The organism is Spirosoma endophyticum, assembly GCF_900112365.1.
In the GTDB taxonomy this organism is placed as follows: Bacteria; Bacteroidota; Bacteroidia; order Cytophagales; family Spirosomataceae; genus Spirosoma; species Spirosoma endophyticum.
Map to the genome: position 1 here is coordinate 1,154,084 of NZ_FOLQ01000001.1, position 22,034 is coordinate 1,176,117.

General features: G+C 51.1%; 18 protein-coding genes. All 18 read left to right on the forward strand.

Features of this window, described 5'->3' with window-relative positions; all coding sequences use genetic code 11:
* Positions 1-412 precede the first annotated feature (412 nt).
* Positions 413-1,240: a type 1 glutamine amidotransferase domain-containing protein gene (locus BM202_RS04590; RefSeq protein WP_093823354.1), complete on the forward strand. Its 828-nt coding sequence runs from the start codon at positions 413-415 to the stop codon at positions 1,238-1,240.
* Positions 1,230-2,933, forward strand: coding sequence for a thiamine pyrophosphate-binding protein (locus tag BM202_RS04595; protein WP_093823356.1), 1,704 nt, complete (start codon positions 1,230-1,232; stop codon positions 2,931-2,933). Before BM202_RS04590 ends, BM202_RS04595 begins: the two co-directional genes overlap by 11 nt.
* Positions 2,934-2,989: 56 nt before the next feature.
* A complete protein-coding gene (locus BM202_RS04600) occupies positions 2,990-3,412 on the forward strand; it encodes a hypothetical protein (protein ID WP_093823358.1) in 423 nt (140 codons plus the stop codon).
* 12 nt (positions 3,413-3,424) lie between these two features.
* Positions 3,425-3,817 (forward strand): nuclear transport factor 2 family protein, encoded by a 393-nt coding sequence (locus BM202_RS04605; RefSeq protein ID WP_093823360.1) that lies wholly within the window; start codon positions 3,425-3,427, stop codon positions 3,815-3,817.
* Positions 3,818-3,846: 29 nt separating this feature from the next.
* Entirely contained in the window at positions 3,847-6,729 is a 2,883-nt protein-coding gene (locus BM202_RS04610) for a molybdopterin-dependent oxidoreductase (protein ID WP_093823362.1), read from the forward strand.
* 4 nt (positions 6,730-6,733) lie between these two features.
* Positions 6,734-7,579, forward strand: coding sequence for an FAD binding domain-containing protein (locus BM202_RS04615; protein WP_177236501.1), 846 nt, complete (start codon positions 6,734-6,736; stop codon positions 7,577-7,579).
* Positions 7,580-7,635: 56 nt separating this feature from the next.
* Positions 7,636-7,974 carry a nuclear transport factor 2-like protein gene (locus BM202_RS04620; protein WP_093823365.1) on the forward strand — a complete coding sequence of 113 codons (339 nt, stop codon included), beginning with the start codon at positions 7,636-7,638 and terminating at the stop codon, positions 7,972-7,974.
* Between the two features lie 44 nt (positions 7,975-8,018).
* The gene (locus tag BM202_RS04625) at positions 8,019-8,864 is read left to right on the forward strand and encodes an MBL fold metallo-hydrolase (protein WP_093823367.1); all 846 of its coding nucleotides are present in this window, start codon (positions 8,019-8,021) and stop codon (positions 8,862-8,864) included.
* 48 nt (positions 8,865-8,912) lie between these two features.
* The gene (locus BM202_RS04630; RefSeq protein WP_093823369.1) at positions 8,913-9,671 is read left to right on the forward strand and encodes a DJ-1/PfpI family protein; all 759 of its coding nucleotides are present in this window, start codon (positions 8,913-8,915) and stop codon (positions 9,669-9,671) included.
* A gap of 57 nt (positions 9,672-9,728) precedes the next feature.
* Positions 9,729-10,301, forward strand: a complete 573-nt coding sequence (locus BM202_RS04635) for a DJ-1/PfpI family protein (protein ID WP_093823371.1) — start codon at positions 9,729-9,731, stop codon at positions 10,299-10,301.
* 1 nt (position 10,302) lies between these two features.
* Positions 10,303-10,719 (forward strand): VOC family protein, encoded by a 417-nt coding sequence (locus tag BM202_RS04640; protein WP_093823373.1) that lies wholly within the window; start codon positions 10,303-10,305, stop codon positions 10,717-10,719.
* Between the two features lie 57 nt (positions 10,720-10,776).
* A complete protein-coding gene (locus tag BM202_RS04645) occupies positions 10,777-12,675 on the forward strand; it encodes an AGE family epimerase/isomerase (RefSeq protein WP_093823376.1) in 1,899 nt (632 codons plus the stop codon).
* 25 nt (positions 12,676-12,700) lie between these two features.
* A complete protein-coding gene (locus tag BM202_RS04650; RefSeq protein ID WP_093823378.1) occupies positions 12,701-13,039 on the forward strand; it encodes an STAS domain-containing protein in 339 nt (112 codons plus the stop codon).
* A gap of 2 nt (positions 13,040-13,041) precedes the next feature.
* The gene (glgX, locus tag BM202_RS04655) at positions 13,042-15,162 is read left to right on the forward strand and encodes a glycogen debranching protein GlgX (protein WP_093823380.1); all 2,121 of its coding nucleotides are present in this window, start codon (positions 13,042-13,044) and stop codon (positions 15,160-15,162) included.
* Between the two features lie 33 nt (positions 15,163-15,195).
* Complete coding sequence (locus BM202_RS04660; protein ID WP_093823383.1) at positions 15,196-15,510, forward strand: STAS domain-containing protein; 315 nt, start codon at positions 15,196-15,198, stop codon at positions 15,508-15,510.
* A gap of 175 nt (positions 15,511-15,685) precedes the next feature.
* Entirely contained in the window at positions 15,686-16,111 is a 426-nt protein-coding gene (locus BM202_RS04665; RefSeq protein ID WP_093823385.1) for an ATP-binding protein, read from the forward strand.
* Between the two features lie 44 nt (positions 16,112-16,155).
* Positions 16,156-19,308 carry an nSTAND1 domain-containing NTPase gene (locus tag BM202_RS04670; RefSeq protein ID WP_093823387.1) on the forward strand — a complete coding sequence of 1,051 codons (3,153 nt, stop codon included), beginning with the start codon at positions 16,156-16,158 and terminating at the stop codon, positions 19,306-19,308.
* A gap of 35 nt (positions 19,309-19,343) precedes the next feature.
* The gene (locus BM202_RS04675) at positions 19,344-21,998 is read left to right on the forward strand and encodes a TonB-dependent receptor plug domain-containing protein (protein WP_093823389.1); all 2,655 of its coding nucleotides are present in this window, start codon (positions 19,344-19,346) and stop codon (positions 21,996-21,998) included.
* The last annotated feature ends 36 nt before the right edge of the window (positions 21,999-22,034 follow it).

Here is a 22,034-nt window from a genome sequence, read left to right on the forward strand (position 1 = left end):
AACATGGCAAAGTGAGCATATATAGGCTATAAATTTGCTTTAATACTTCATTTCTGATTCTCGTATATACACCCTTTCCTAACTCACACCCATTAGCTCGTTGTTCACTCCACCAAAATCGTTGTTCACGGCAAATAATCACGTTGAATGAAAGAAAACCATAGCTTTGAATAAAAGAAATATTTAGTTTTGGTTAAGTGAATGAGCGCAGAAATGCGCCTTAACCTTCCTCTTATGAAAACAACCAGCTACGTTTCCACACACACGATAAGTCCGCCATAGCCATATAAGATCTGCTGGCTAATTAATTCGGTTTACAGGAACCGTGGGCGTATCATGTCCTCATTTTTTGAGCACATCCAGCCTCGCATTGCTCTTATTTATCCTTTTTACCAAAAACTTCTCTCTTTACATGTCAAAGAAAATTCTGGCTATCCTATCAGAATATGGATACTGGGGAATCGAACTAGTGGGCCCGCTGACAAAACTCGAAGAGGCCGGCTATACCGTCGAGTTCATGACGCCCAAAGGCAAAAAAGCCGAAGCATTACCACCCAGTTACGACACAACCTATGTAGACCCGCCATTGGGTACGTGCGTTACCACGCCCCTTGCCGCCGAAATGGTGAAGGCTTTCGAGGCAACGAACCGATTGGAAGAACGGAAGAATATGTCGGAAGTAATTCCCGAACGGCCTTACTTCTCTTCATCTGATTTTCTCCGGAAATTCGAAAAATACTTCAGCGACCTGAAAATAGCTCAGGAAGACCTCACCACAGAATATGCAGCCTTGCTGCTCGTGGGTGGTAGCGGGCCAATTATCGACATCGTTAATAATCAGCGGGTTCACGATATTATCCTGGCATTTCACAAAAAAGATATGCCGATTGGTGCCATTTGTTACGGTGTTGCTCCCCTTGTGTTCGCGCGGGATTTTAACGAACGTCGGTCAATTATCAAGGGCAAACATGTTACAGGGCACTGCATTGAATACGATTATCACGACGGTACGGGATTTTTGAATACAGACCTGAACATAGGGCCACCACCTTACGTACTGGAATATTTGCTGTCGGACGCTGTTGGACCGGAAGGCCAGTATCACGGCAATTTTGGAAAAGAAACCTCGGTCATCGTCGATTATCCGTTCATAACTGCCCGGTCGTTACAGTGCTCATTTGAATTTGGGGATCAGTTTGTTAATGTGCTGGATAACGGACTGAAGCGCTATGGCTGGTAAGACTGGTAATCAGAAGGTTATCGAACAGTTCCTGGCCGATGGCATGGACCACATGTTCGGCAATCCTGGCACGGTGGAACAAGGTTTCCTGGATGCTGTTGCCGAATACCCTGCCATGAAATACATCCTGACGCTTCAGGAGAGTGTCGCCGTGATGATGGCCGATGGATATGCTCGTGCTACCCAACACCCAACGCTGGTTCAGCTACACAGCTCTCCCGGTATTGGCAACGCGGTTGGCGCTTTATATCAGGCCAAACGGGGTCATGCGCCCCTGGTTGTGATTGGCTCCGACGCTGGTTTGCAGTACATGAATATGGACGCGCAGATGGCCAACGATTTGGTGGCGATGATGGCACCCGTGACGAAGTACGCGACGATGGTACAATCCTCTAAATCGTTGCTTCGCACGTTACGTCGGGCAATCAAAATAGCGGGTACAGCGCCCATGGGACCGGTTTATGTGTGCATGCCCATGGATGTTCTGGACGAGATAAACGATGAGCCGGTGGTACCCACCAGCTTTCCGTCGACGCGGGTAGCACCCACATCGGAAGACATTGACGAAGCCGCTCAACTGCTGCTGGAAGCTGAAACACCAGTCATTTTTGCGGGAGATGGTGTGGCGTATTCCGGGGCTAACGATGCGCTTACCAAAGTGGCCGAGTTGCTGGGTGCCGACGTATACGGGGTCGATTTTGGCGACGTATTCATCGATACCACGCATCCACTCTATAAAGGTACAACCGGTCACATGTTTGGTTCTTTCAGCCATCCACTGACCAGCAAGGCCGACACGAACCTGATCGTTGGGACATACATGGTGCCAGAGGTTTTCCCTCGTCTGGAAGATATCTATAAGCCGGGTGCCAAGGTGATCCACTTCGACCTCAACGCCTACGAAATCGCCAAAAATCACCACGTCGATCTGGGAATCGTTAGCGACCCTAAACTGTCACTGGAAGCCCTGGCAAAAGCGATTGAAGCGAAACAGACGGATGCCCAAAAAGCAGCCGCCGAAAGTCGGTTGAAGGCCGCGCAGGAAGCGAAGCAAACGCCCTCGAACGTAGCGCAACCCGAAACACCGACGGACGTAGTGAAACCGTTGCAGATGGCACAGTTTGCCAACGTACTGGCCCAGAAAGTCCCTGCCGATGTCATTATTTTCGACGAAGCGCTGACCAGTTCGCCAGCCGTACAGCAAGCCATTCCGCCCCGTAAGCCCGGTTCTTATTTCACGACCCGTGGTGGATCGTTAGGGGTTGGCTTTCCGGGCGCCATCGGTGTCAAGCTGGTGCATCCCGACAAAACGGTTATTGGTTTCTCTGGCGACGGCGGTAGTATGTACACCATTCAGGCCCTTTGGTCGGCGGTGCGGCATAATACGGGTGCCAAGTTCGTCGTCTGCAACAACGGTTCCTACAAACTTCTGCAACTCAACATTGATGTGTACTGGAAGGAACGTAGCATCGAGAGCCATAACTACCCATTGTCGTTTGACCTCTCCTTCCCGCCTACCCGTTTCGACCTGATGGCCCAGTCAATGGGTGTCGATGCGGTTCGGGTCGAACGTATCGAAGAAATCGGACCGGCCATTGACCGGATGCTGGCCGACGACAAGCCGTTTCTAATTGATCTCGTGCTGGAGGGAAATCACCAGTCCGATTGGGTGAAAACGAATTGCTCGCAATAGCAATCAGCAACAACATAACTTTCCTCTTTTTTAACCACATTCTATTACAGATCAAGATGTTAACAAACGAATCAATCCAGGAATTAGCCGCCGTCTGGTATAAAAAATTAGATGTTCATGCCCCAATGGTCGAGGTATTACCCATGCTGGCGGATAAAGAGCTGGAGATGGTTTTCCCCGAAGCAACGATCTATGGCTGGGCGGGTTTTGAAGGCTGGTTTCAGCGCGTCATCCGCATTTTCTTCGACGAAATACATACCCTTAAAGAAGTAACGCCAACGATTGACGGCGACAAGGCGACGGTTAAGGTGATTGTAAAATGGGAAGCTAGTGTCTGGAATGCACCGAAAGCCACCAGCAAACGCATCATCGCCGACGCGTATCAAACCTGGGAAATGGGCGTAATCGATGGCAAAACAGTGATTACGAAGTACGTAGTAGATGGTTTGGAGTATTACGAAGGATCAGCCACTTTATAAACCCGAAACGCCATGACAAACGTACCAGACACTAAGCTCGGAGCCATGTACAAGGCTCATATTCAGTTCATTCTGGATAAGAACATTGAAGCCCTGCTGGATCAATATACCGACGACGCTCTGCTCATCAGCAGTTTCATGAAGACCCCGCTTTATTACAAAGGCAAGGAGCAGATTCGCGAGCATATGCAGGGGATTTTAGGCATCGACGGGCTGGAAACAGACATTGTTTTCTGGGCCGAAACCGAAGATCCCGAAACGATCATGATAACCGAACAGATTACCATGACTACTGCCGATGGAGAAAGCCATATGCGGTTTGCCGATAGCTGGGTACTGCGCGATGGTCGAATTGCCATCCACTTTGCCGGCATGGTTCAACATCCCGACGGATCACTGGCTTAACCTACTACTGGCTCATTCCTATCCTCTTTATGAACCTCGATCTACTCGTTAACCAGACCCCTTGCCAGCACGACGTTGCCCCTAACGTATTGCTAATCGATTTCCTACGTGACAAACTCGAACTGACCGGCACGAAATGGGGATGCGGGTCAGGGATGTGCGGAACGTGTAACGTACTGGTCGACGGCAAGACGACCAAAAGTTGTCAAATACTGGCCGTTGAAGCTGACGGCTCTTCGATCACAACGATTGAAGGATTAGCAACCGACGTACTGCATCCGATTCAGGCGGCTTTCCAGGAAAATTTTGCGGTTCAGAATGGTTTCTCCACGCCAGGTCTTGTTATGGCTGCCGTTGAATTGCTGAACGAAAATCCGAACCCAACCGAAGACGAAATCAAGCTGTGGTTACGGGGAAACTTATCCCGTGAAAGCGGTTACCAACCGGTTGTCAATGCCATTCTGGATGCGGCTGACCGTATTAGTGGCACCGATAATGGGCACGCTCCTACCCCCGCAAACGGACAGGGAATCGGAGAACGGGTAACGCCGATCAAAACCAAAGAAATATTAAACGGCAATGCCCAGTATATTGCCGACATGACGTTGCCGGGGATGGCTCACGCGGCTATTCTGCAAAGCCCGCACGGTCATGCCATCATTAAAAATCTGGATACGTCAGAAGCCGAAACCATGCCCGGTGTCATTCGGGTGTTTACGGCCAAGGATACCGAGCAGATTATGCCAATGCCGGTTATCTGGGTTCCGCCCTACGCCGAGAGTCACTTTCTGCCCCATCCATCCGGTATCGTTCCGGGGTCGCACCGGGTGTTTGCCACCGATCGGGTTCGGTTTGCGGGAGATCAGTTAGCCGCCGTTGTCGCTGAAACGCGCGAACAGGCGTATGCTGCTTTGGAAAAAATTAAGGTAGACTACGAAGCCTTACCCGTTGTACTCGATCCGGAAGAAGCGCTGAAAGACGGGGCTCCCCTCCTGCACGAAACCGCGCCGAACAACCGCCTGATTCATGCCATGTTTGGCGATAAAGAGGCTACCGAGAAAGCCATTGCCGATGCGGAAGTAGTCGTTGAGCAACGGATTTACAACCAGCGGATGATGCAGAATACCCTCGAAGTGCGGGGCGCATTGGCCGATTATAACGCCAAAACGAATCAGTACACGTTGTGGGCCAATACGCAGATTCCGTATCCGCACCGCCTGCTGATTTCGCTCTACGTACTCGGCATTCCGTATAATAATCTGCGGGTCATTATTCCCTACATGGGAGAGAGCAACGGCTGCAAGGGTAACCTTTATCCTGATACACCGCTGGTACTCTGGATGGCCAAGCAATTAGGTCGTCCCGTTAAATGGGTCGATACCCGCGAGGGCTTCGCCCGCAACACGGCACAATCCCGCGATCAGGTTCAGTACGGAACGATTGCCGGTACGAAGGATGGGAAAATTTCGGCGCTTATGTGCCGGGCCTACAGCAACGTAGGGGCTTATCCAGTCATCAACGCGCCCGGTCAGCCATTGCCTCTTATCGGAAAAAGCATTACGGGTGCTTATGTGATTCCGCATCCCTGCTATGAGGTGGATGTGGTCTACACTAATAAGGTACCAACCGCTCCCATGCGGGGTTCAGGCCGGGCAGAAGCCATTTTCTTCATGGAACGGATGATCGAAATGTATGCCCGCGAGATTGGGATGGACCCAGCCGAAGTGCGCCGGATAAACATGGTCAAACCCGATCAGTTCCCCTTCGACAACGGACTGGGCTGGACGTACGATTCGGGCACTTACGAAAATCTGCTGAATCTGGTCCTGGAAAAAGCGGGCTACATCGACCTGGCGGCCATGAAACTGGAAGCTAGTCAACGCGGCAAATGGCTGGGCATGGGTATTGGCTCGTACGTAGCCGCAGCGGGCGTTGGCCCATCCGCCAAGATGGGTGCCGAAGGATTGCTGAGCGGTACCTGGGGCAGTGCTTACATTCACGTAGCACCATCGGGGGAAGTCGCTATCACCACCGGCGCGCAACCCCACGGACAGTCGCAGGATACGACGTTTGTGCAGATTGCCGCTGATACGTTGCAGATTCCGATGGAGTACATCACCCTGAAGCACTCCGATACGTCGAACCCGATCTACTACGGTCAGGCCAGCTACGGTAGTCGGTCGCTCAGTGTGGAAGGCGCTGCCGTTAAGCAGGGTTGCCTGGCTATTATCCAGAAGGCACGGGAATTTGCGGCCTATCTGTTCAAGATGCCCATTGACCTGATCGAGTACAAAGACGGAAAAGTAATTGGTACGCCAGCGCCGGAACAGGCGGTAATGCCGTTGCAAGTGGTCGCGCTGATGCTATGGTTCGGCTGGGACTTGCCAGAGGGTATGGCTCCCGGTCTGGAAACAACGGCGTATTTCGACCCAAAAAATTTCAATTTCCCCTTCGGCACGCACGTTGCCATTGTGGAGGTCGACCAGGAAACTTACAACGTCGAACTCAAACGCTACGTAGCGGGCAATGACTACGGGGTTGTGGTTAATCCGGGGGTTGTAGACGGACAGACCTATGGTAACATTGTTCTGGGCGTCGGTCAGGCACTTTCCGAAGAAGGTCTCTACGATCCGGAAACGGGTATGGTCTTAACGACAGACTTCGATACGTATGCGATTCCGAGAGCCGACTGGTTCCCTGAAATCGAGTTAATTCGCACCGAAACGCCATCACCGACCAACATCCTTGGCGCTAAAGGAGCTGGTGATGTCAGCAATCCGGGTGTTGCCCCAACGATCGTGAACGCCATTATTAATGCCCTGTCTGAGTTTGACGTCAAGCACATTGACATGCCAGTTACGCCAGAAAAGCTCTGGGATATTGTTCATACCCATCAATTCGAAACGGTATAAAATCATGATCGGAACACAACTTACCTACGAAGCACCCGACACGCTGAAAGGTGTGCTTGACCTGATCGGCCGTCAAGGGTATCAGGTATTAACCGCCGACCAGTCGTTGGTCAGCACCATGAAAAAAGGAGCAGCGTCTCCTCAGGCACTGGTTAGTCTACGCAAAGTGCCGGGGCTGGCCACCATTGGCAACGAGTCTGGCGAATTACACATTGGTACGTCGACTTCCTATGCCAGCCTGCTCAAACACGAAGCCATTGGCCAGTATCCCATTCTGGCTCAGGCATTAGCCACGATTCAGGACCCGCACTTGCGCCATAACTGCACGCTTGGAGGAGCCCTGCATTACGGCGGTCATGCCCATGCGGCCGTTCTCGCGGCACTGATGGCACTCGATGCAAAGGCCGTTGTGCTAAGTCGGGAAGACGATACGCGGCTACCCATCCAATCCTTTAGTCAGTATGGCAAGCGGGTGCCGCTTCCGGCGGGCAAACTGGTAACGGCCGTAGTCGTTCCGATAGCTCAACAAACCACAGGCTGCTATCTGGAAATAGAACAATTGTCAGGTCGTCAACCGGCGCATGGCATCGCGGTAACACTACGTTCGTCTGAGCGGGGCGTCGAAGAAGCCCGGATTATTCTGGCTGGTTTCACTGAACAACCTGTTCAACTGCAACCGATCGAAACGTCGCTGAATGGGCGGCCCCTGAATCTGTCGCGCATTGACGAAGCAGTCGAGATGATTGACGAAAATACTTTGCCCGTTACGGCTGGCAACGGACCGAAAGGCTATTATTATCAATTAGCTAAAGTGCTGATCCGTCGATCGTTAACACAATTAGCTGGTTAACTTACTGGCGATAATGATTAAATTAAAGTTACCTTCCTCTTTTTAATCAATAACTAATGGATACGAAAGCATTTTATGATTACCATCTGGTGTTGCTGGCCAACAAGGATGCGAACGAACTGGTAGAACACGACTATCACGACGACGCCGAAATGATTTTATTAGTTGCCGATGAGCCGATTCATATTAAAGGGAAAGAAGCACTGAAAAAGCAACTGGGTGACTACATCGAGTATATCTACCGCGGCTTTATTTCGACGGAGAAACTGGCCACTACGGATGACAGTATTTTTCTGGAAGCGACGATCAATACAACAAGTGGTCCGGCGAAAGTGTATGATGCCCTTTACCTGAAAGATGGGAAAATTCTTCGCCATTATTCGGGCTTAAAATAGTAATTTACGCTTAGCTAACTTCCTCATCCTTAATCAGTACTGGTATGAATCCAAGTTCATCGACGGCCAAAGCTACGATTACTAAAGTAGAAAAAGGACCGTATACGATCCACAGTTACCTTAGTCCGGAATGGGCCGAGATGGTTTGCTCACAGATCATTGAAACACCATCCTCCCTGGTAATTATTGATGTTCAATTACTAAAGGAACAGGCTCAGGCGGTCAGAGAATATGCCAACAGCCTCGGCAAGCCCATCAACAAAGTTATTATCAGCCACTGTCACCCCGACCACTGGGCTGGGCTGGAAGCGTTCACCGATGTACCCGTGTATGCCCTACCCGAAACGGTTCAGGAGATTACCGGTTACGGGCAGATCATGCTCGACAGCAAACAACCGCTCTTTGGTACGGCTGTTACCAGTACAGTCATTTGTCCACAACCTTTCGCCATCGAGCAGGAAGTAATCGACGGACTGGAACTAATCTACCATAAAAACTTCGGGACAGAAACCACGTTCTCGTTGATGATCGAACTGCCCCAATTCAACATTCTAATTGCGCAGGATACCGTATACAATGGCGTCTATCCTTACATTGGCGATCATAATTACATTACCAACGACTATTTTTTCGACACGTGGGTCGCTACCCTTAATACACTTAAAACAGCCGGTTACGAGACGATCTTCCCAGGCCACGGTTTGCCCACAGATGCCAGTATCCTGGACACGATGATCGAATCGCTGACATTTGCCAAATCAGCCTTTGCTCAATCCGCCGATGGTGAGGAACTGAAACGCCGGATTATGGCCCAGTACCCTGACTATAAAGTGGTTGACATGCTCGACCTGTCGGCTTATATGCTTTACAACAACCCAATTGGCTACTAGTCTTCCAATCCAAAAACAACACATTTAATCATTATCTTTTTGCAAATCATGAGCAAGAACGTATTAATACTAGCGTCTAATGTAGGGCTTTGGGGCGAAGAATTACAGGCCCCCTGGGATGCTCTTAAAAAAGCAGGATTCAATGTTACCTTAGCCACACCTAAAGGACTGACACCCCTTCCGCTGCAATTGAGCATGGACAAAGGTTTCGTAGACCCAATGCAGAATTACAATGTTAATCCGGCCGAAGTAGTCGATCGGATTAACGAAATTCTGGATACCGGTGAGTGGGATACGCCAATCAAAATTGAAGATGCGAAAATGGAGGATTACGATGCGCTGGTATTAGTCGGCGGACCGGGATCTCCACTCGATATCGTTGGGAATGCGTATGTGCATGATCTGTGCGTAAAAGCGTTCAATCAGGAAAAAGTGCTGGGTGCCCTGTGCTATGCGGTGGGTGCGTTCGTCTGGGCGCGTGATGTTGATACGTTACACCGCCCGATCATTTATGGCAAAAAGATTGTAGCTCACCCCCGCGCCTGGGATTTTACCGGCCCCCTCAATTACCCACTCGTTCGGACCACGCCCGAAAATGCTGGTACGGATCTGGTAACCCAGGGCTTTGTATTTCCGCTACAGGTAATTGTTGAAGATGCCGTTGGCCCAATGGGCAAGGTATATTCTGACCCAACCACCAACCGGGAGAAACCCCAGGTTATGTACGACCATCCATTCGTAACGGCCCTGTCGGTTGAATCGTCGATTGCATTTGGCGATAAAATGGTAGAGGCTCTATCGGCCTAGTTGACGGGTTTGTGAACAGCGTGCAGCAACCTGCTTAAATCTTTAGCTAATACCCCAATGAAACTAAGTGGCAAAAAAATCGGAATACTTCTCGAAAGCGATTACTTCGAGAACGAGATTTTCTATTACAAGTACCGTTTCCCGGAGGAAGGTGCCGAACTCCATTTCCTGACCAGACTTTGGGGAAATGATCGTATTACGTTCCTTGGGCACGAATACCGGGCTCCGATGGAGTGTTCGGAAAGTTTCGAGAATATGACCGATGAGGAACTGCGAAGTTACTCGGCCATTATTGTACCGTCGGGGATGGTATCGGATCGGTTGCGGTATACGGAAGATGTTGAAAAAATTCCACCCGCCACCGAATTCCTGAAACGCGTATTCGCCGAAAAATCAGTCCTGAAAGGCATCATTTGCCACGGTCTATGGCTGGTAGCCCCCGCCACGGAACTAGTAAAAGGCCGGCCATTAGTTTGCCACAATAATCTCATTGGCGATGCCAAAGCCTACGGCGCTATCTACACCAACCAGGACGTAGTAGTCGACGGCGATCTGGTAACAGGCCGGTCGGGAGGACACGCCCATTTGTTTGCCAAAAAAATTATCGAGCTTTTATCCACGCCCAACTAACATGGCAGACCTGGTTTTTTCGCATATCGCGCTGTCCTGCAACGACATTGCCGTAACCGAGCAATTTTACACGACGCATTTTGGTTTCCAACGATCGCGGGCGATTCCACTCGGCGAAGGCAATGAAATTGTGTTTCTAAAAAACGGGCAGTCGGTTTATCTTGAACTGTTTAAGGCCGAAGGTAGCCGGCCCGAGGGCACACCCGAAGCGGTGGCTGACGGACCACATTACACAGGAGTCCGGCACATTGCCTTTCAGGTGACGGATGTCGACGCCACAATCAGTGCCATGGGCGATGCCGCCAATGCTACGTTGGGACCACTGGATTTCAGTGATTTTATTCCGGGCTGGAAAACCATCTGGGTGAAAGATCCTGATGGCAACATCGTGGAAATCAGCCAGGGCTACCACGACTAATATATTGACCACCTCCTCCTTCAAACCGATTTTACACCTTAAATCAAAATAGCATTCATGGAAACCGATATTACAAGTGTTGCGCCGGGTGCCGATGGGCAATCTTCCGCCACGAAAACCGCCAACATGCGGATCGACTTCACCTTTTCCGATACCATTTCGGGCTACGTTGTTGAGTTTATTCCATCCGAAAAAGCATTCATCCTTGAAACGTCGGACGGCCGTAAATTCAAAGCTTTTCTGATTGCATCTACCTATGCCCGCTCAGCCCGCAACCTGGACGAACCGTATCAGGACGCTACGGGTGTGATGTTCGAAATGCTTTCCCAAAAAGGCCAGTACATTCATGCCTATGGATCTTTCTATCCGGGTATCGACACCTCAGAACCTGTATTTGAAGTACAATGGATGATCTTCCCAGGGCACCATCCGCTGGAGTATCGGCATGAAGGGCAGGATTGGTGGATTCACCAGATCAGTTCCATCGCGTCGAGCTACCTCAAGTGGCAGTTCAATTACCCTGAAGAGGAAATCGACTACAGTAAATATCGGACCATGCTGCACCTGGCCGGTGCAAAAAAAGGCGACTTTTTGCAGGAAACGGATACGATCTCCCGCATGATTTATGGTTTTGCTTCGGCCTACATGCTCACCGGCAACGATGCGTATCTGGAAGGTGCCGAAAAAGGAACCGAATACCTGCGCGAGCATATGCGCTTCTTCGATCAGGATGCCGACCTCATTTACTGGTACCACGGGTTGAAACTGGATGGCGCGAAGGAAACCAAGCTGCTGACCTCAGAATTTGGCGATGACTATTATTCCATCCCGATGTATGAGCAAATCTATGCCCTGGCTGGACCTACCCAGACCTTCCGCATCACTGGCGACAAAAAGATTCTGTTCGACATCGAGAAGACCATCGACCTCTTCGAGATGTATTACAAAGACAAAGAACAGGAAGGCTATTTCTCGCACATTGATCCCATCGGGCTCGATCCACGCGATGAATCCCTGGCTCATAACCGCGCCCGTAAAAACTGGAACTCGGTTGGTGACCACGCGCCCGCGTACCTGATCAACCTGTACCTGGCTACGGGTGAGAAGAAATACGCCGACTTCCTTGAATATACCTTCGATACCATCACCAAGTATTTCCCTGATTACGACAACAGTCCGTTTGTGCAGGAGAAATTCATGGAAGACTGGAGCAAAGACCAGACCTGGGGCTGGCAACAGAACCGGGCGGTTGTGGGGCACAACCTCAAAATTGCCTGGAACCTGATGCGCATGCAGTCGCTGACACCCAAGCAGGAATATCTGGACTTCGCCAAGAAAATCGCCGAACTCATGCCCGAAGCGGGTTCCGACCAGCAGCGCGGTGGCTGGTATGACGTAGTGGAACGAAAAACAATCCCCGGCAGCAAGCGTCACCAGTTTGTGTGGCACGATCGCAAAGCGTGGTGGCAGCAGGAACAGGCGATTCTTGCCTACATGATACTGTATGGCATTTTAGACGACAAGGATTACGAAAAACAGGCGCGCGAAGCCGCTTCGTTCTACAACGCGTTCTTCCTCGATACCGACGACGGTGGTGTCTACTTCAACGTCTTCTCGAACGGGATGCCATATTTGATGGGCAACGAGCGCTTCAAAGGCAGCCACTCGATGAGTGCCTACCACAGCACCGAGTTGTGCTACCTGTCAACAGTATACACGAACCTGCTGATTACCAAAAAGCCGACGTATTTCTACTTCAAGCCGTACCCCGATTCGTTCAAGGATAATATCCTGTACGTATCCCCGGACATTCTGCCAAAAGGCAGCATATACATCAGCGAATGTTTCATTGACGATCAACCCTATACAGATTTCGATGCCCAGGCACTGACCGTAAAACTGCCCGATACCGATAAGCAGGTGCGCGTGAAAGTACTGATCACTCCGGTAGAGTAATCTACCCAATTAACCCTATACAGGTATGAACGTAACGTCCAGCACGGTTGACTCCATTATTGTTATTGAGGCATCCGGCAGTATTGATAGTAAAACTGCCCCTGAATTTGAGCGCACCGCCATGGCGGCCGTTCAGGGGCAGAAAGAAGTAATCATCGACTTAACGAACGTCGAATTCCTGTCGAGTGCCGGTCTGCGGGTTTTGCTGATGATCTATCGGCAGGTGAAAGCCAAAAGTGGAAAGGTGGTTCTGGTAGGCACGTCCGAAGAAATTCAGGACATTATGGCCAATACCGGATTTCTGTCCTTCTTCAGTACGGCCGACACTATGCAGGAAGGCATCGACATTCTTAAAGCCGCTTAGTCATGACCGAATCGAACAGGATTGATTATTACCCGACACACGAGCACGAGGGTATTAAATTCCGTCGGGGACATTCGCTGCCATTCGGGGCAACGATGGTTGCCAATGGCGTGAATTTCAGCATTTTTTCCAGTGCGGCTACGGCTTGTACCCTGGTTTTGTTTGAACGGGGCGCCGATCAGCCATTTGCCGAAATTCCGTTTCCCGATGAATTTCGCATCGGGAACGTATACAGCATGACGGTGTTTGAGCTGGATTACGAACGGCTCGAATACGGTTATCGGATGGATGGCCCGTTCGATCCCGGTCAGGGATACCGGTTCGACAAATCAGTAATTCTCAGCGATCCCTATGCCAAAGTCATTGGCGGTCGGGATACGTGGCTGGCCAAACCGAACTGGGATAATGTATACCCCTATCGGTCCCGGTTGGCTTTCGAAGATTTCGACTGGGAAAATGACCACCCGCTCGAAACACCGGCGGAGGATTTGATCGTCTACGAGATGCACGTTCGGGGCTTCACCCAACACCCATCGTCAGGCGTTAAGAATCCCGGTACGTTCAGCGCCATTCGGGCGAAGATTCCGTACCTGAAAGAGCTGGGCATCAACTGCATCGAACTACTCCCGATCTACGAATTCGACGAGTGGGAAAACAGCCGTCCAAGCCCGACAACGGGCGAAGTGCTGGTTAATTTCTGGGGCTACAGCACGGTGAATTTCTTCTCGCCCAAAGCGGGCTATGCCGCCACCGGCAAGTTCGGCATGCAGGTCGATGAACTGAAAACGCTCATTAAGGAACTCCACAAAAACGGCATTGAGGTGATGCTGGACGTAGTGTTCAACCACACCGCCGAAGGCGATCAGCGTGGACACACAATCTCGTTCCGGGGCATTGACAACAAGACGTATTACATGCTGACGCCGGAGGGCTACTATTTCAATTTCTCCGGTACCGGCAATACGTTGAATTGCAATAACCCAGTGGTACGTAACATGGTGCTCGACTGTCTGCGCTACTGGGCGGCCGATTACCACATTGATGGGTTCCGGTTCGACCTGGCCTCTATTCTGGGCCGGTCGGCCGATGGCACTCCGCTGAGCAATCCGCCTTTGCTGGAATCGCTGGCCTACGACCCTATTCTGGCCAAGTGCAAACTGGTTGCCGAAGCCTGGGATGCGGGCGGTCTGTATCAGGTCGGTTCGTTTCCCGCCTATGGCCGCTGGGCTGAGTGGAACGGGAAATACCGTGACACGATGCGTAAGTTCCTCAAAGGAGACCCCGGACTGGTTAGCGAGATGATTCAGCGACTCATCGGTTCGCCGGATATGTACAGCCAGCGTGGGCCAACCGCCAGCATCAATTTCATTACGTGCCACGATGGGTTCACGTTGTACGACATGTTTGCGTATAACAACAAGCACAACGAAGCAAACGGCGAAAACAACAACGACGGCGCCAACGACAATAACTCCTGGAACTGTGGCTGGGAAGGCGAAACGGACGATCCGGATATCAACTTTCTGCGGCACAAACAGCTCAAAAATGCGCTTACCTTATTGATGGTCAGCCAGGGAGTGCCCATGATTTTGATGGGCGACGAAGTGGGGCGCACCCAGAAGGGAAACAACAATACGTACTGTCAGGACAACGAACTGAACTGGCTGGACTGGTCTGCGAAAGAAACCAACGCCGACATTTTCAACTTTGCCCGGCGCATCATCCGGTTCCGGCATGATCACCCCGTATTGCGTAGCCCCGTCCATTTTCGGTACTGGGATTACGTCGGCAGCGGCTACCCCGACATCAGTTTCCACGGCACCAAAGCCTGGAGCGTCGATCAATCGGCATCCAGCCGGGCGTTTGCCTTCCTGCTCGATGGCGATCATGCCAAAGAAGGGATCGTTAAAGACGTCATGGTCTATGTGGCTGTAAACATGTACTGGGAAGGACTCCATTTCGAATTACCTGGCTTGCCAGCTGAGAAAAAATGGTACCTGGTTAGTAATACGGACGTACCTGCTCCGAACGATAGCTTCGATGGTGGGAAGGAACCGCTGCTCGAAAATCAGCATGAATTTCTGGTCGGCGCCCGTAGTACGGTGGTGCTGATTGGTAAGTAACCCAAAAATTTCACGTTAAAAACAAGCCTTACAATGAGTTTTCACATACTCTCAGAAGCCAAAAAAATTGCCAAGATCACGTTGGTGGGCGAAATCGATTCGCTGTCGGCCCGTGAGTTTCAGAAGGAAATTGAGAAACTGGCAACCGGATCGCCGGATGAGCTGATTCTCTACGTTGAGAACCTCACCTTTATTTCGTCGGCCGGACTGCGCGTCCTGATTTTCGCCAAGCAGAAAATGGGTACCAACTTGGCTATCTACATCGTGAAGCCCCAGGAATCGGTTCTGGAAACGCTCGAGAAAACGGGCCTTCAGCACAGCGTCAATATCGTGGATCAGTACCTTTAAGGCCGAATCCTCTGGGTTCGGCCCGGTGGGAGCGTATTCGCCTGGCTGTGGCACAGTTAAAGAACGGTACTGATAAGTAAACTTCACTGCTTCGGCAGTAAACCTAGCCACAGTTAAAGCGAATTAGCTCCCACTGCAGTAATCCGGGTTAGTATCCATTTTCAATCCTACTACGATGGAACGCAAAACGTTTCCGGGTACCCTCGATTCGCTCGAGGGTATCCGGCAGGAGGTAAAAGAAGAGTCGCAGCGGGTTGGATTGTCTAAAAAAGCGACATACAACCTCCTATTGGCCATTGATGAAATCGCAACCAACATCATCATGCACGGCTATGAAGAAAATGACAAGTCGGGCGTGATTGACCTGCAGATCGACCACCGGGACAATCAGATTGAGGTAACTCTGGAAGACGACGCCCCCCCGTTCGATCCATTACAGCATACATTACCCACGGAAGAATTCTTCAACAAACCGCTTGAAGAACGACCTATTGGAGGTATGGGCATTCATTTGACTATCAATGCCGTTGATAAATTTCGTTACGAATTCGCGAACCAGCGCAATCGAAATATTTTCGTTGTCAAGGTTGGGGACGCATAATACCAGCGGGTTGTGACTTTGAGAAAACGATTCGGGAGGACGCTATGACAGAAGTCTACAACAAGGTTACCTATACCAATCCCTTTCCCGGATTAAGGAGTTTTGAGCTTAAGGATTCGTATCTGTTCTTTGGGCGCGACAATCAGATTCGTGACTTGCGGGATCGGCTGACGAATTCCCGCTTTTTAGCTATTATCGGGTCGTCGGGTAGCGGCAAATCGTCGTTGGTCAAAGCGGGTCTTATCCCGCAATTGATCGAAAATCGGCTGCTTGCGTCGGCCTTTGCTAGGTGGCAGATTGCGTTCTTCAATCCGGAGGCAACGCCGATCCGGAACATGGCCCGCGCCCTGCATCAGGCATTTAGTGAGCGGGATCATACGTTTGCAGCACACGTCTCGCCCGACTCCGTCGAGACGCTGCTGTTAACGGACCCTGATGCACTCATGAACTGGTGCAAAGACGCTAACCTACTGATTATCATCGATCAGTTTGAGGAGCTGTTTCGTTACCATCAGGCAGAGGATAATCGGGAGGAAGTCGCCCGGTTTATTGATCTGATGCTGGATTTTACCCGTAGACAGGAATACCCGGTTTACGTAGTCCTCACCATGCGTTCCGATTACCTGGATGACTGCACGGACTACGAAGGGCTGACGGAAGCCATCAATAAGGGCTATTACCTGCTCCCCAAAATGAATCAGGAGGAAATTCGGCAGGCGATCACAACGCCCATTAACGTAATGGGCGCGCGCATTTCTCCTGACCTGACGGATCGGCTACTCAAAGACCTGGGTAGCAAATCGGATCAACTGCCCATTCTGCAGCACGCGCTAATGCGTACGTGGAATTACTGGCTGTTTAACAAAAAAGGCGACGAGCCCATTGAGGTTTGTGATTATGAGGCCATTGGCACCATGCAGAAGGCCATCACGGTGCATGCCGAAGAAGTGTACGCCGATTTGCCGGGTGATAAAAGTCGACTCATAGCCGAGAAACTGTTTAAAGCCTTGCTCGTGCTGGGCTCAAGTAATTCAAGTGCCATTCAACCCATACCCGTTCGTACCCTTATTGAGCTGACAGGCATTGACCCTGATCAGCTCATCGACGTATTGAATCGATTTCGGGAGCCAGACGTAGCGTTTCTAACACCATCTACGACCATTCAGACGGAGTTGGCACTCATTATCGACATTTCCCACGAACGGATTATGGTGCTGTGGGAACGGCTGCGTACCTGGGTGCGGGAAGAGACCGAATCGGCTAAATTCTACAAACAGATCAGCAATTCGGCGACCTTGTATCACGAAGGCAAAAGCGGCCTGTGGACCAATCCAGAATTGCAGATTGGCCTGAAATGGCTGGCCGAAAACCGCCCGACACAAGCCTGGGCCAATCGGTATGATCCCTACCTGGAACGGGCGATCAATTTTCTGGAATATAGCCGCGATCAACATGATTTCGCGATCCAGAACAAAGACGACCGCCAGCGAAAGGAACTGAAACGAGCGCGCAATTTTGCCATTTTCCTGGGCATCGGGGCCTTGATTTCTCTGATGTTTCTGATTGTTTCAGCTGTACTGCGAAAGCAGGCGCAGCAAAGTGAGGAAGAAGCCCTTGCCGAAAAACGGATTGCCCTGTTCGAGCGGGCACGCGCCGAGAACCAGACCCGCGAAGCCGTTACGCAGAAGAAAATTGCCGAGCAGCAGGAGATCATCGCCGAGCAGCAAAAGGGGCTGACAGAAGAGCAACGGGTCATTGCCGTACGGGAACAGCAAACGGCTGAAGAAAAGCGCCAGGAAGCTGAGGTAGCCCGCCAGATGGCCGTTAGCCAGAAGCAACGCGCTGAAGAAGCCCGTACCGAAGCGGAGACCCAACGCCTACAGGCCGAAGGTGCCCGAAAGAACGCACTCCAGCAACAGAACCGGGCAGAAACCGCCCAGAAAGATGCCGAAACGCAACGTAGTAAAGCCGTTACGTCCCAGAAATTTGCCGAACAGCAACGTAGTAAAGCAATAGCCCGGACCATCGCGATTCAATCCTACCAGATGAACGAAACAGGTCAGGATGATCTGCCCGTATTATTAGCCCTGAAAGCATATACATTAAACCTAAGAAACGGTGGCCAGTCCGACAATCCGGATATTTTTAATGCCCTAGCGAAAGCTACGGACGCCCGAACGGTTCTGCGCGGGCATAACGATTTAGTACGTAACGTAGTAATGCAACCCGGTGGTGAACAGATGGTGGCTTCCAGCAGCGATGATGGGACGGTGAAAGTATGGTCGTACGGTCATCCGGCAAAGTCCCCCATTACACTGAGTACGTCCAAACGGAATACCGATGGCGTACGAAGTATTGTCTTTAGTAAGGACGGCAAAACGATTTACGGCGGTAGCGAAAAGGGCATGCTGTACAGTTGGAATCCGGCCCAGTCGGATATGCCAACGGTGGCGGCTCAGGCGCATAATGTACCGATTCAGATGTTGCTGTTTACGCTCGATCATTCGCAACTGATTTCGATCAGTAATGATGGACATATACGTATCTGGCAGCCCTCAGCAAACGGATTGGCGCCGGTGCAGGATGTTCTGACCAAGGCGTCCATTTATTGCGCCAGCCTGACCAAAGACGGCAAGTACCTGATTTGCGGCTCAAACAACGGACGGGTGCTACGGTACGAATTGGCCAGTCTTAGAAAAGAACCCAGTGTCTACACACGACGGGAGTTTGGCAATCGGGTGACGGCCCTGACGTTTAGCCCTGGTGGCGATCGGCTGATCACCGGCACCCAGGCGGGTTTTGTGTATGCCTGGGGATTCAAAAATAATGAGCCTGAGCCATTCGGCAGTTTACTATCGGGTCGGCATACGTCTACGGTTAATGATCTGGCATTCACGCCCAATGGAAAATTACTGGCCAGTTGCAGTGCCGACTGGTCCATTCATATCTGGGATTACAGCAGCCTGGCGCAGCAGCAACAGCCCATCGTCATCAGCGATTTTGATGCTTGGGTAATGGGAATTTGCTTCTCGAACGACAGCAAAAACCTGATTGCCTGCGGGGCCGACAAAACCGTTCGCATACGTAACGTGAACACCACCGATCTGTACGACGAGCTATCGAAAAAAGTGAAACGTAGCCTGACGGACGAGGAGTGGACGAAGTATATCGGGAAGGACATCCCGTACGAAAAATGAGGAGTTGGGTTTGAGGAGCTAGTTTTTAAGAATTTATGCATACACGTTTCTACATACTGTTCATCGGTAGTCTGCTCGTTCGAACCCTGTTCGGTACGGTTGCCGTGGCGCAGGGAAATTGTGATGAATCGATCGCGATTCCGGAAGCCACGAAGCGGTACGCTACCGGCAACTTCGACGACGTCTTTGCGTTGCTGGCTCCCTGTACCGAAAAAGGATTCAGCGAAACCGGTCGCGTGCAGGCGCTAAAGATCCTGTCGATGACGTATCTGGCCATTGATTCACTACAACAGAGTTCGAAGTCTATCAGCCAGCTACTGACCCTGAATCCGGCCTTTGAACCTGACTTTTCGGCCTCACCGCGCTATAAAGCCTTGTTTCGCTACGTTCGGGAGTCGCAGGAGCAGATCGTTCAGGTTACGTCGGTATCAAAAAAGGCGGAAAATATTCTTTACGTGCCGGCTACGATCATGGTGCTGACCGGCAAAGACTTTGCCCAACGGGGCTATCAGGATCTTGAGCAGGTCCTTCACGATTTACCGGGCTTCGACGTCATGAAGGGCAACGGCGTTGGCTACTCCTATTTTTACCAGCGCGGCTATCGTTCCATTTCCAACGACCGGACGTTGATGCTCATTGACGGCGTAGAAGAGAATGATCTGGTCTCTAACCATATCCTCATTTCTCCGCAGTATGCGCTGTCGAATATCGAACGGGTGGAGGTAATTTTTGGCCCGGCGTCTACGCTCTATGGGGCCAATGCGTTCGTGGGCGTCATTAACATCATCACCAAAAACTACCGCGATCAACCTGGCCCAAGTCGCCAGATTGGTGTAACTGCAAATGCCAGGGCGGGCGGCCTCAATACGCATTTTATGGATGGCGTGATCTGGGGACGTACCTCGGATGTGGCCTTCTCGATAACCGGGCGGATATTTCATTCGGATGAGCGCGATCTGTCCGGGTATTCGCAATGGAATTTCGATTCCCGAACGGCCGCCGACTATACGGGGCAACTCGACATAACGGGCACCGACGCCAACGGAAATTACAGGGCGCAGAATTACCTCAACAACAGTAAATTGCTCACCCGCTACCCAAACAGCAACCTCTACAATGTTACGTATGCACCCGGCACTAACACGGCAACGGCGCTGACGCTCACACCACAGGGCGCTCAGAAAGCCGCCACACTGGATAACAACCTATTTGGCAATACGTTCAACGGGCAACCGGTACGGTTCAGCAATACGAAAAACGACTGGATGATCCGGGCCAAGCTGGAATTCAAGGACCTGACGATTTCATTCCTGAACTGGAAAACAAACGAAGGCGCAACGCCCTGGTACACGAACAAAACTACCTTATCGACCGAAGGCAGCCCCCGCTGGATTACGCAAAACCGGGCGTTCTCCATTACGTATTCAAAGCCATTCAACGACAAGTTCCAGTTGGTGAATATTTCGTCGTACCTGCTGCACGAAATCAATGGCAATACCAACCTCGTCACTTACAACGGCTATTACAACAGCAAACTTAGCTTCCTGGAACTGGCAAAAGATTCGATTCCGAAAGCAACGGCCATTTACCAGTACCGCCTTTCCAGCCAGCTCCGAAACGAACTACGCCTGTTCTGGTCACCTGCTTACAATGTGGACGTTAGCAGTGGCATCGAGGTACGTAGTGGTCAGATTCAGGTCAACTACCTGAACTCGACAAGGCCCTATGCCGACGAAACCGGGTCTGTCGTCAGCAATGCAGCCCTGGGTGGTGGCAACAACTTCCGAACAACCGACATGGGCATTTACTCGCAGGTGACGTACCGCCCGACGAAAGACCTGAAACTGGTGGGTGGCGTGCGGGTCGACAACAACCGGGTTCGCTCGCACAACGGGTACGGCACGGTGGCCAATCCGCGGTTTGCGGCCATCTACAATTACAGCAAGTTCATTTTCAAAGCCATTTACGCCGAAGCATTTAAAGATGCATCTTTTCTACAGAAATACGGAACAACAGCCACCCGCACCCTGACGAATCCGGGACTGAGCCCCGAGCGCGTAAAGAACCTGGATGTGAGTGCTTATTTCCAGGCCACCAAGCAGTTATCGGCCAACATTGTCGGTTATTATGCTACGTATAGCAACGCTGTGGGCGTGGCCCAGGTACAGTTGGAAACGGGTGGAACAACGCAGCAGTTTCAGGCCCTGGGCCGACGCGAAATCTGGGGCCTTCAGGGCGAAGCTAATTACAAAGCGACCCGAGTGAATGCCTGGATGAATTTCACGTATACAAACCCAGTCGATCAGGACACCGAACAACGATTAAGCGATGTGGCTGATTATATGGTCAACGCGGGTGGCGATTACCAGATCCTGCCGAAGTTACACCTCTACGTGTCCGGGAATTATGTGAGTGCCCGCAAGACGGGTGCGGGCACATCAGGCAGTTTCAATCCCCAGAAGACTTTTCCGGCCTTCTTCGTGATGAACAGTAACCTGACGTATCACAATCTGGTAAGCGGCATGAACCTGCAACTATCAGTCAATAATCTGCTAAACAACGACTACTCGGTACCCGGCGTTCGGGAGGCCGACAATACGCTGTATACCAATTTCTATCCGCAGGATCGTCGGTATGTTTCGTTCGGGATTTTTTACACCCTAACGCCCAAAGAATCAGTCCAGAAATAGGCATAAATCCGGCAAGCCAGTTACGTCGAATGTTAT

Bases quoted from the DNA above. Each gene is read 5' to 3' on its own strand.
- BM202_RS04590 (WP_093823354.1), top strand. From the start codon at position 413: ATGTCAAAGAAAATTCTGGCTATCCTATCAGAATATGGATACTGGGGA.
- BM202_RS04595 (WP_093823356.1), top strand. From the start codon at position 1,230: ATGGCTGGTAAGACTGGTAATCAGAAGGTTATCGAACAGTTCCTGGCC.
- BM202_RS04600 (WP_093823358.1), top strand. From the start codon at position 2,990: ATGTTAACAAACGAATCAATCCAGGAATTAGCCGCCGTCTGGTATAAA.
- BM202_RS04605 (WP_093823360.1), top strand. From the start codon at position 3,425: ATGACAAACGTACCAGACACTAAGCTCGGAGCCATGTACAAGGCTCAT.
- BM202_RS04610 (WP_093823362.1), top strand. From the start codon at position 3,847: ATGAACCTCGATCTACTCGTTAACCAGACCCCTTGCCAGCACGACGTT.
- BM202_RS04615 (WP_177236501.1), top strand. From the start codon at position 6,734: ATGATCGGAACACAACTTACCTACGAAGCACCCGACACGCTGAAAGGT.
- BM202_RS04620 (WP_093823365.1), top strand. From the start codon at position 7,636: ATGGATACGAAAGCATTTTATGATTACCATCTGGTGTTGCTGGCCAAC.
- BM202_RS04625 (WP_093823367.1), top strand. From the start codon at position 8,019: ATGAATCCAAGTTCATCGACGGCCAAAGCTACGATTACTAAAGTAGAA.
- BM202_RS04630 (WP_093823369.1), top strand. From the start codon at position 8,913: ATGAGCAAGAACGTATTAATACTAGCGTCTAATGTAGGGCTTTGGGGC.
- BM202_RS04635 (WP_093823371.1), top strand. From the start codon at position 9,729: ATGAAACTAAGTGGCAAAAAAATCGGAATACTTCTCGAAAGCGATTAC.
- BM202_RS04640 (WP_093823373.1), top strand. From the start codon at position 10,303: ATGGCAGACCTGGTTTTTTCGCATATCGCGCTGTCCTGCAACGACATT.
- BM202_RS04645 (WP_093823376.1), top strand. From the start codon at position 10,777: ATGGAAACCGATATTACAAGTGTTGCGCCGGGTGCCGATGGGCAATCT.
- BM202_RS04650 (WP_093823378.1), top strand. From the start codon at position 12,701: ATGAACGTAACGTCCAGCACGGTTGACTCCATTATTGTTATTGAGGCA.
- glgX (WP_093823380.1), top strand. From the start codon at position 13,042: ATGACCGAATCGAACAGGATTGATTATTACCCGACACACGAGCACGAG.
- BM202_RS04660 (WP_093823383.1), top strand. From the start codon at position 15,196: ATGAGTTTTCACATACTCTCAGAAGCCAAAAAAATTGCCAAGATCACG.
- BM202_RS04665 (WP_093823385.1), top strand. From the start codon at position 15,686: ATGGAACGCAAAACGTTTCCGGGTACCCTCGATTCGCTCGAGGGTATC.
- BM202_RS04670 (WP_093823387.1), top strand. From the start codon at position 16,156: ATGACAGAAGTCTACAACAAGGTTACCTATACCAATCCCTTTCCCGGA.
- BM202_RS04675 (WP_093823389.1), top strand. From the start codon at position 19,344: ATGCATACACGTTTCTACATACTGTTCATCGGTAGTCTGCTCGTTCGA.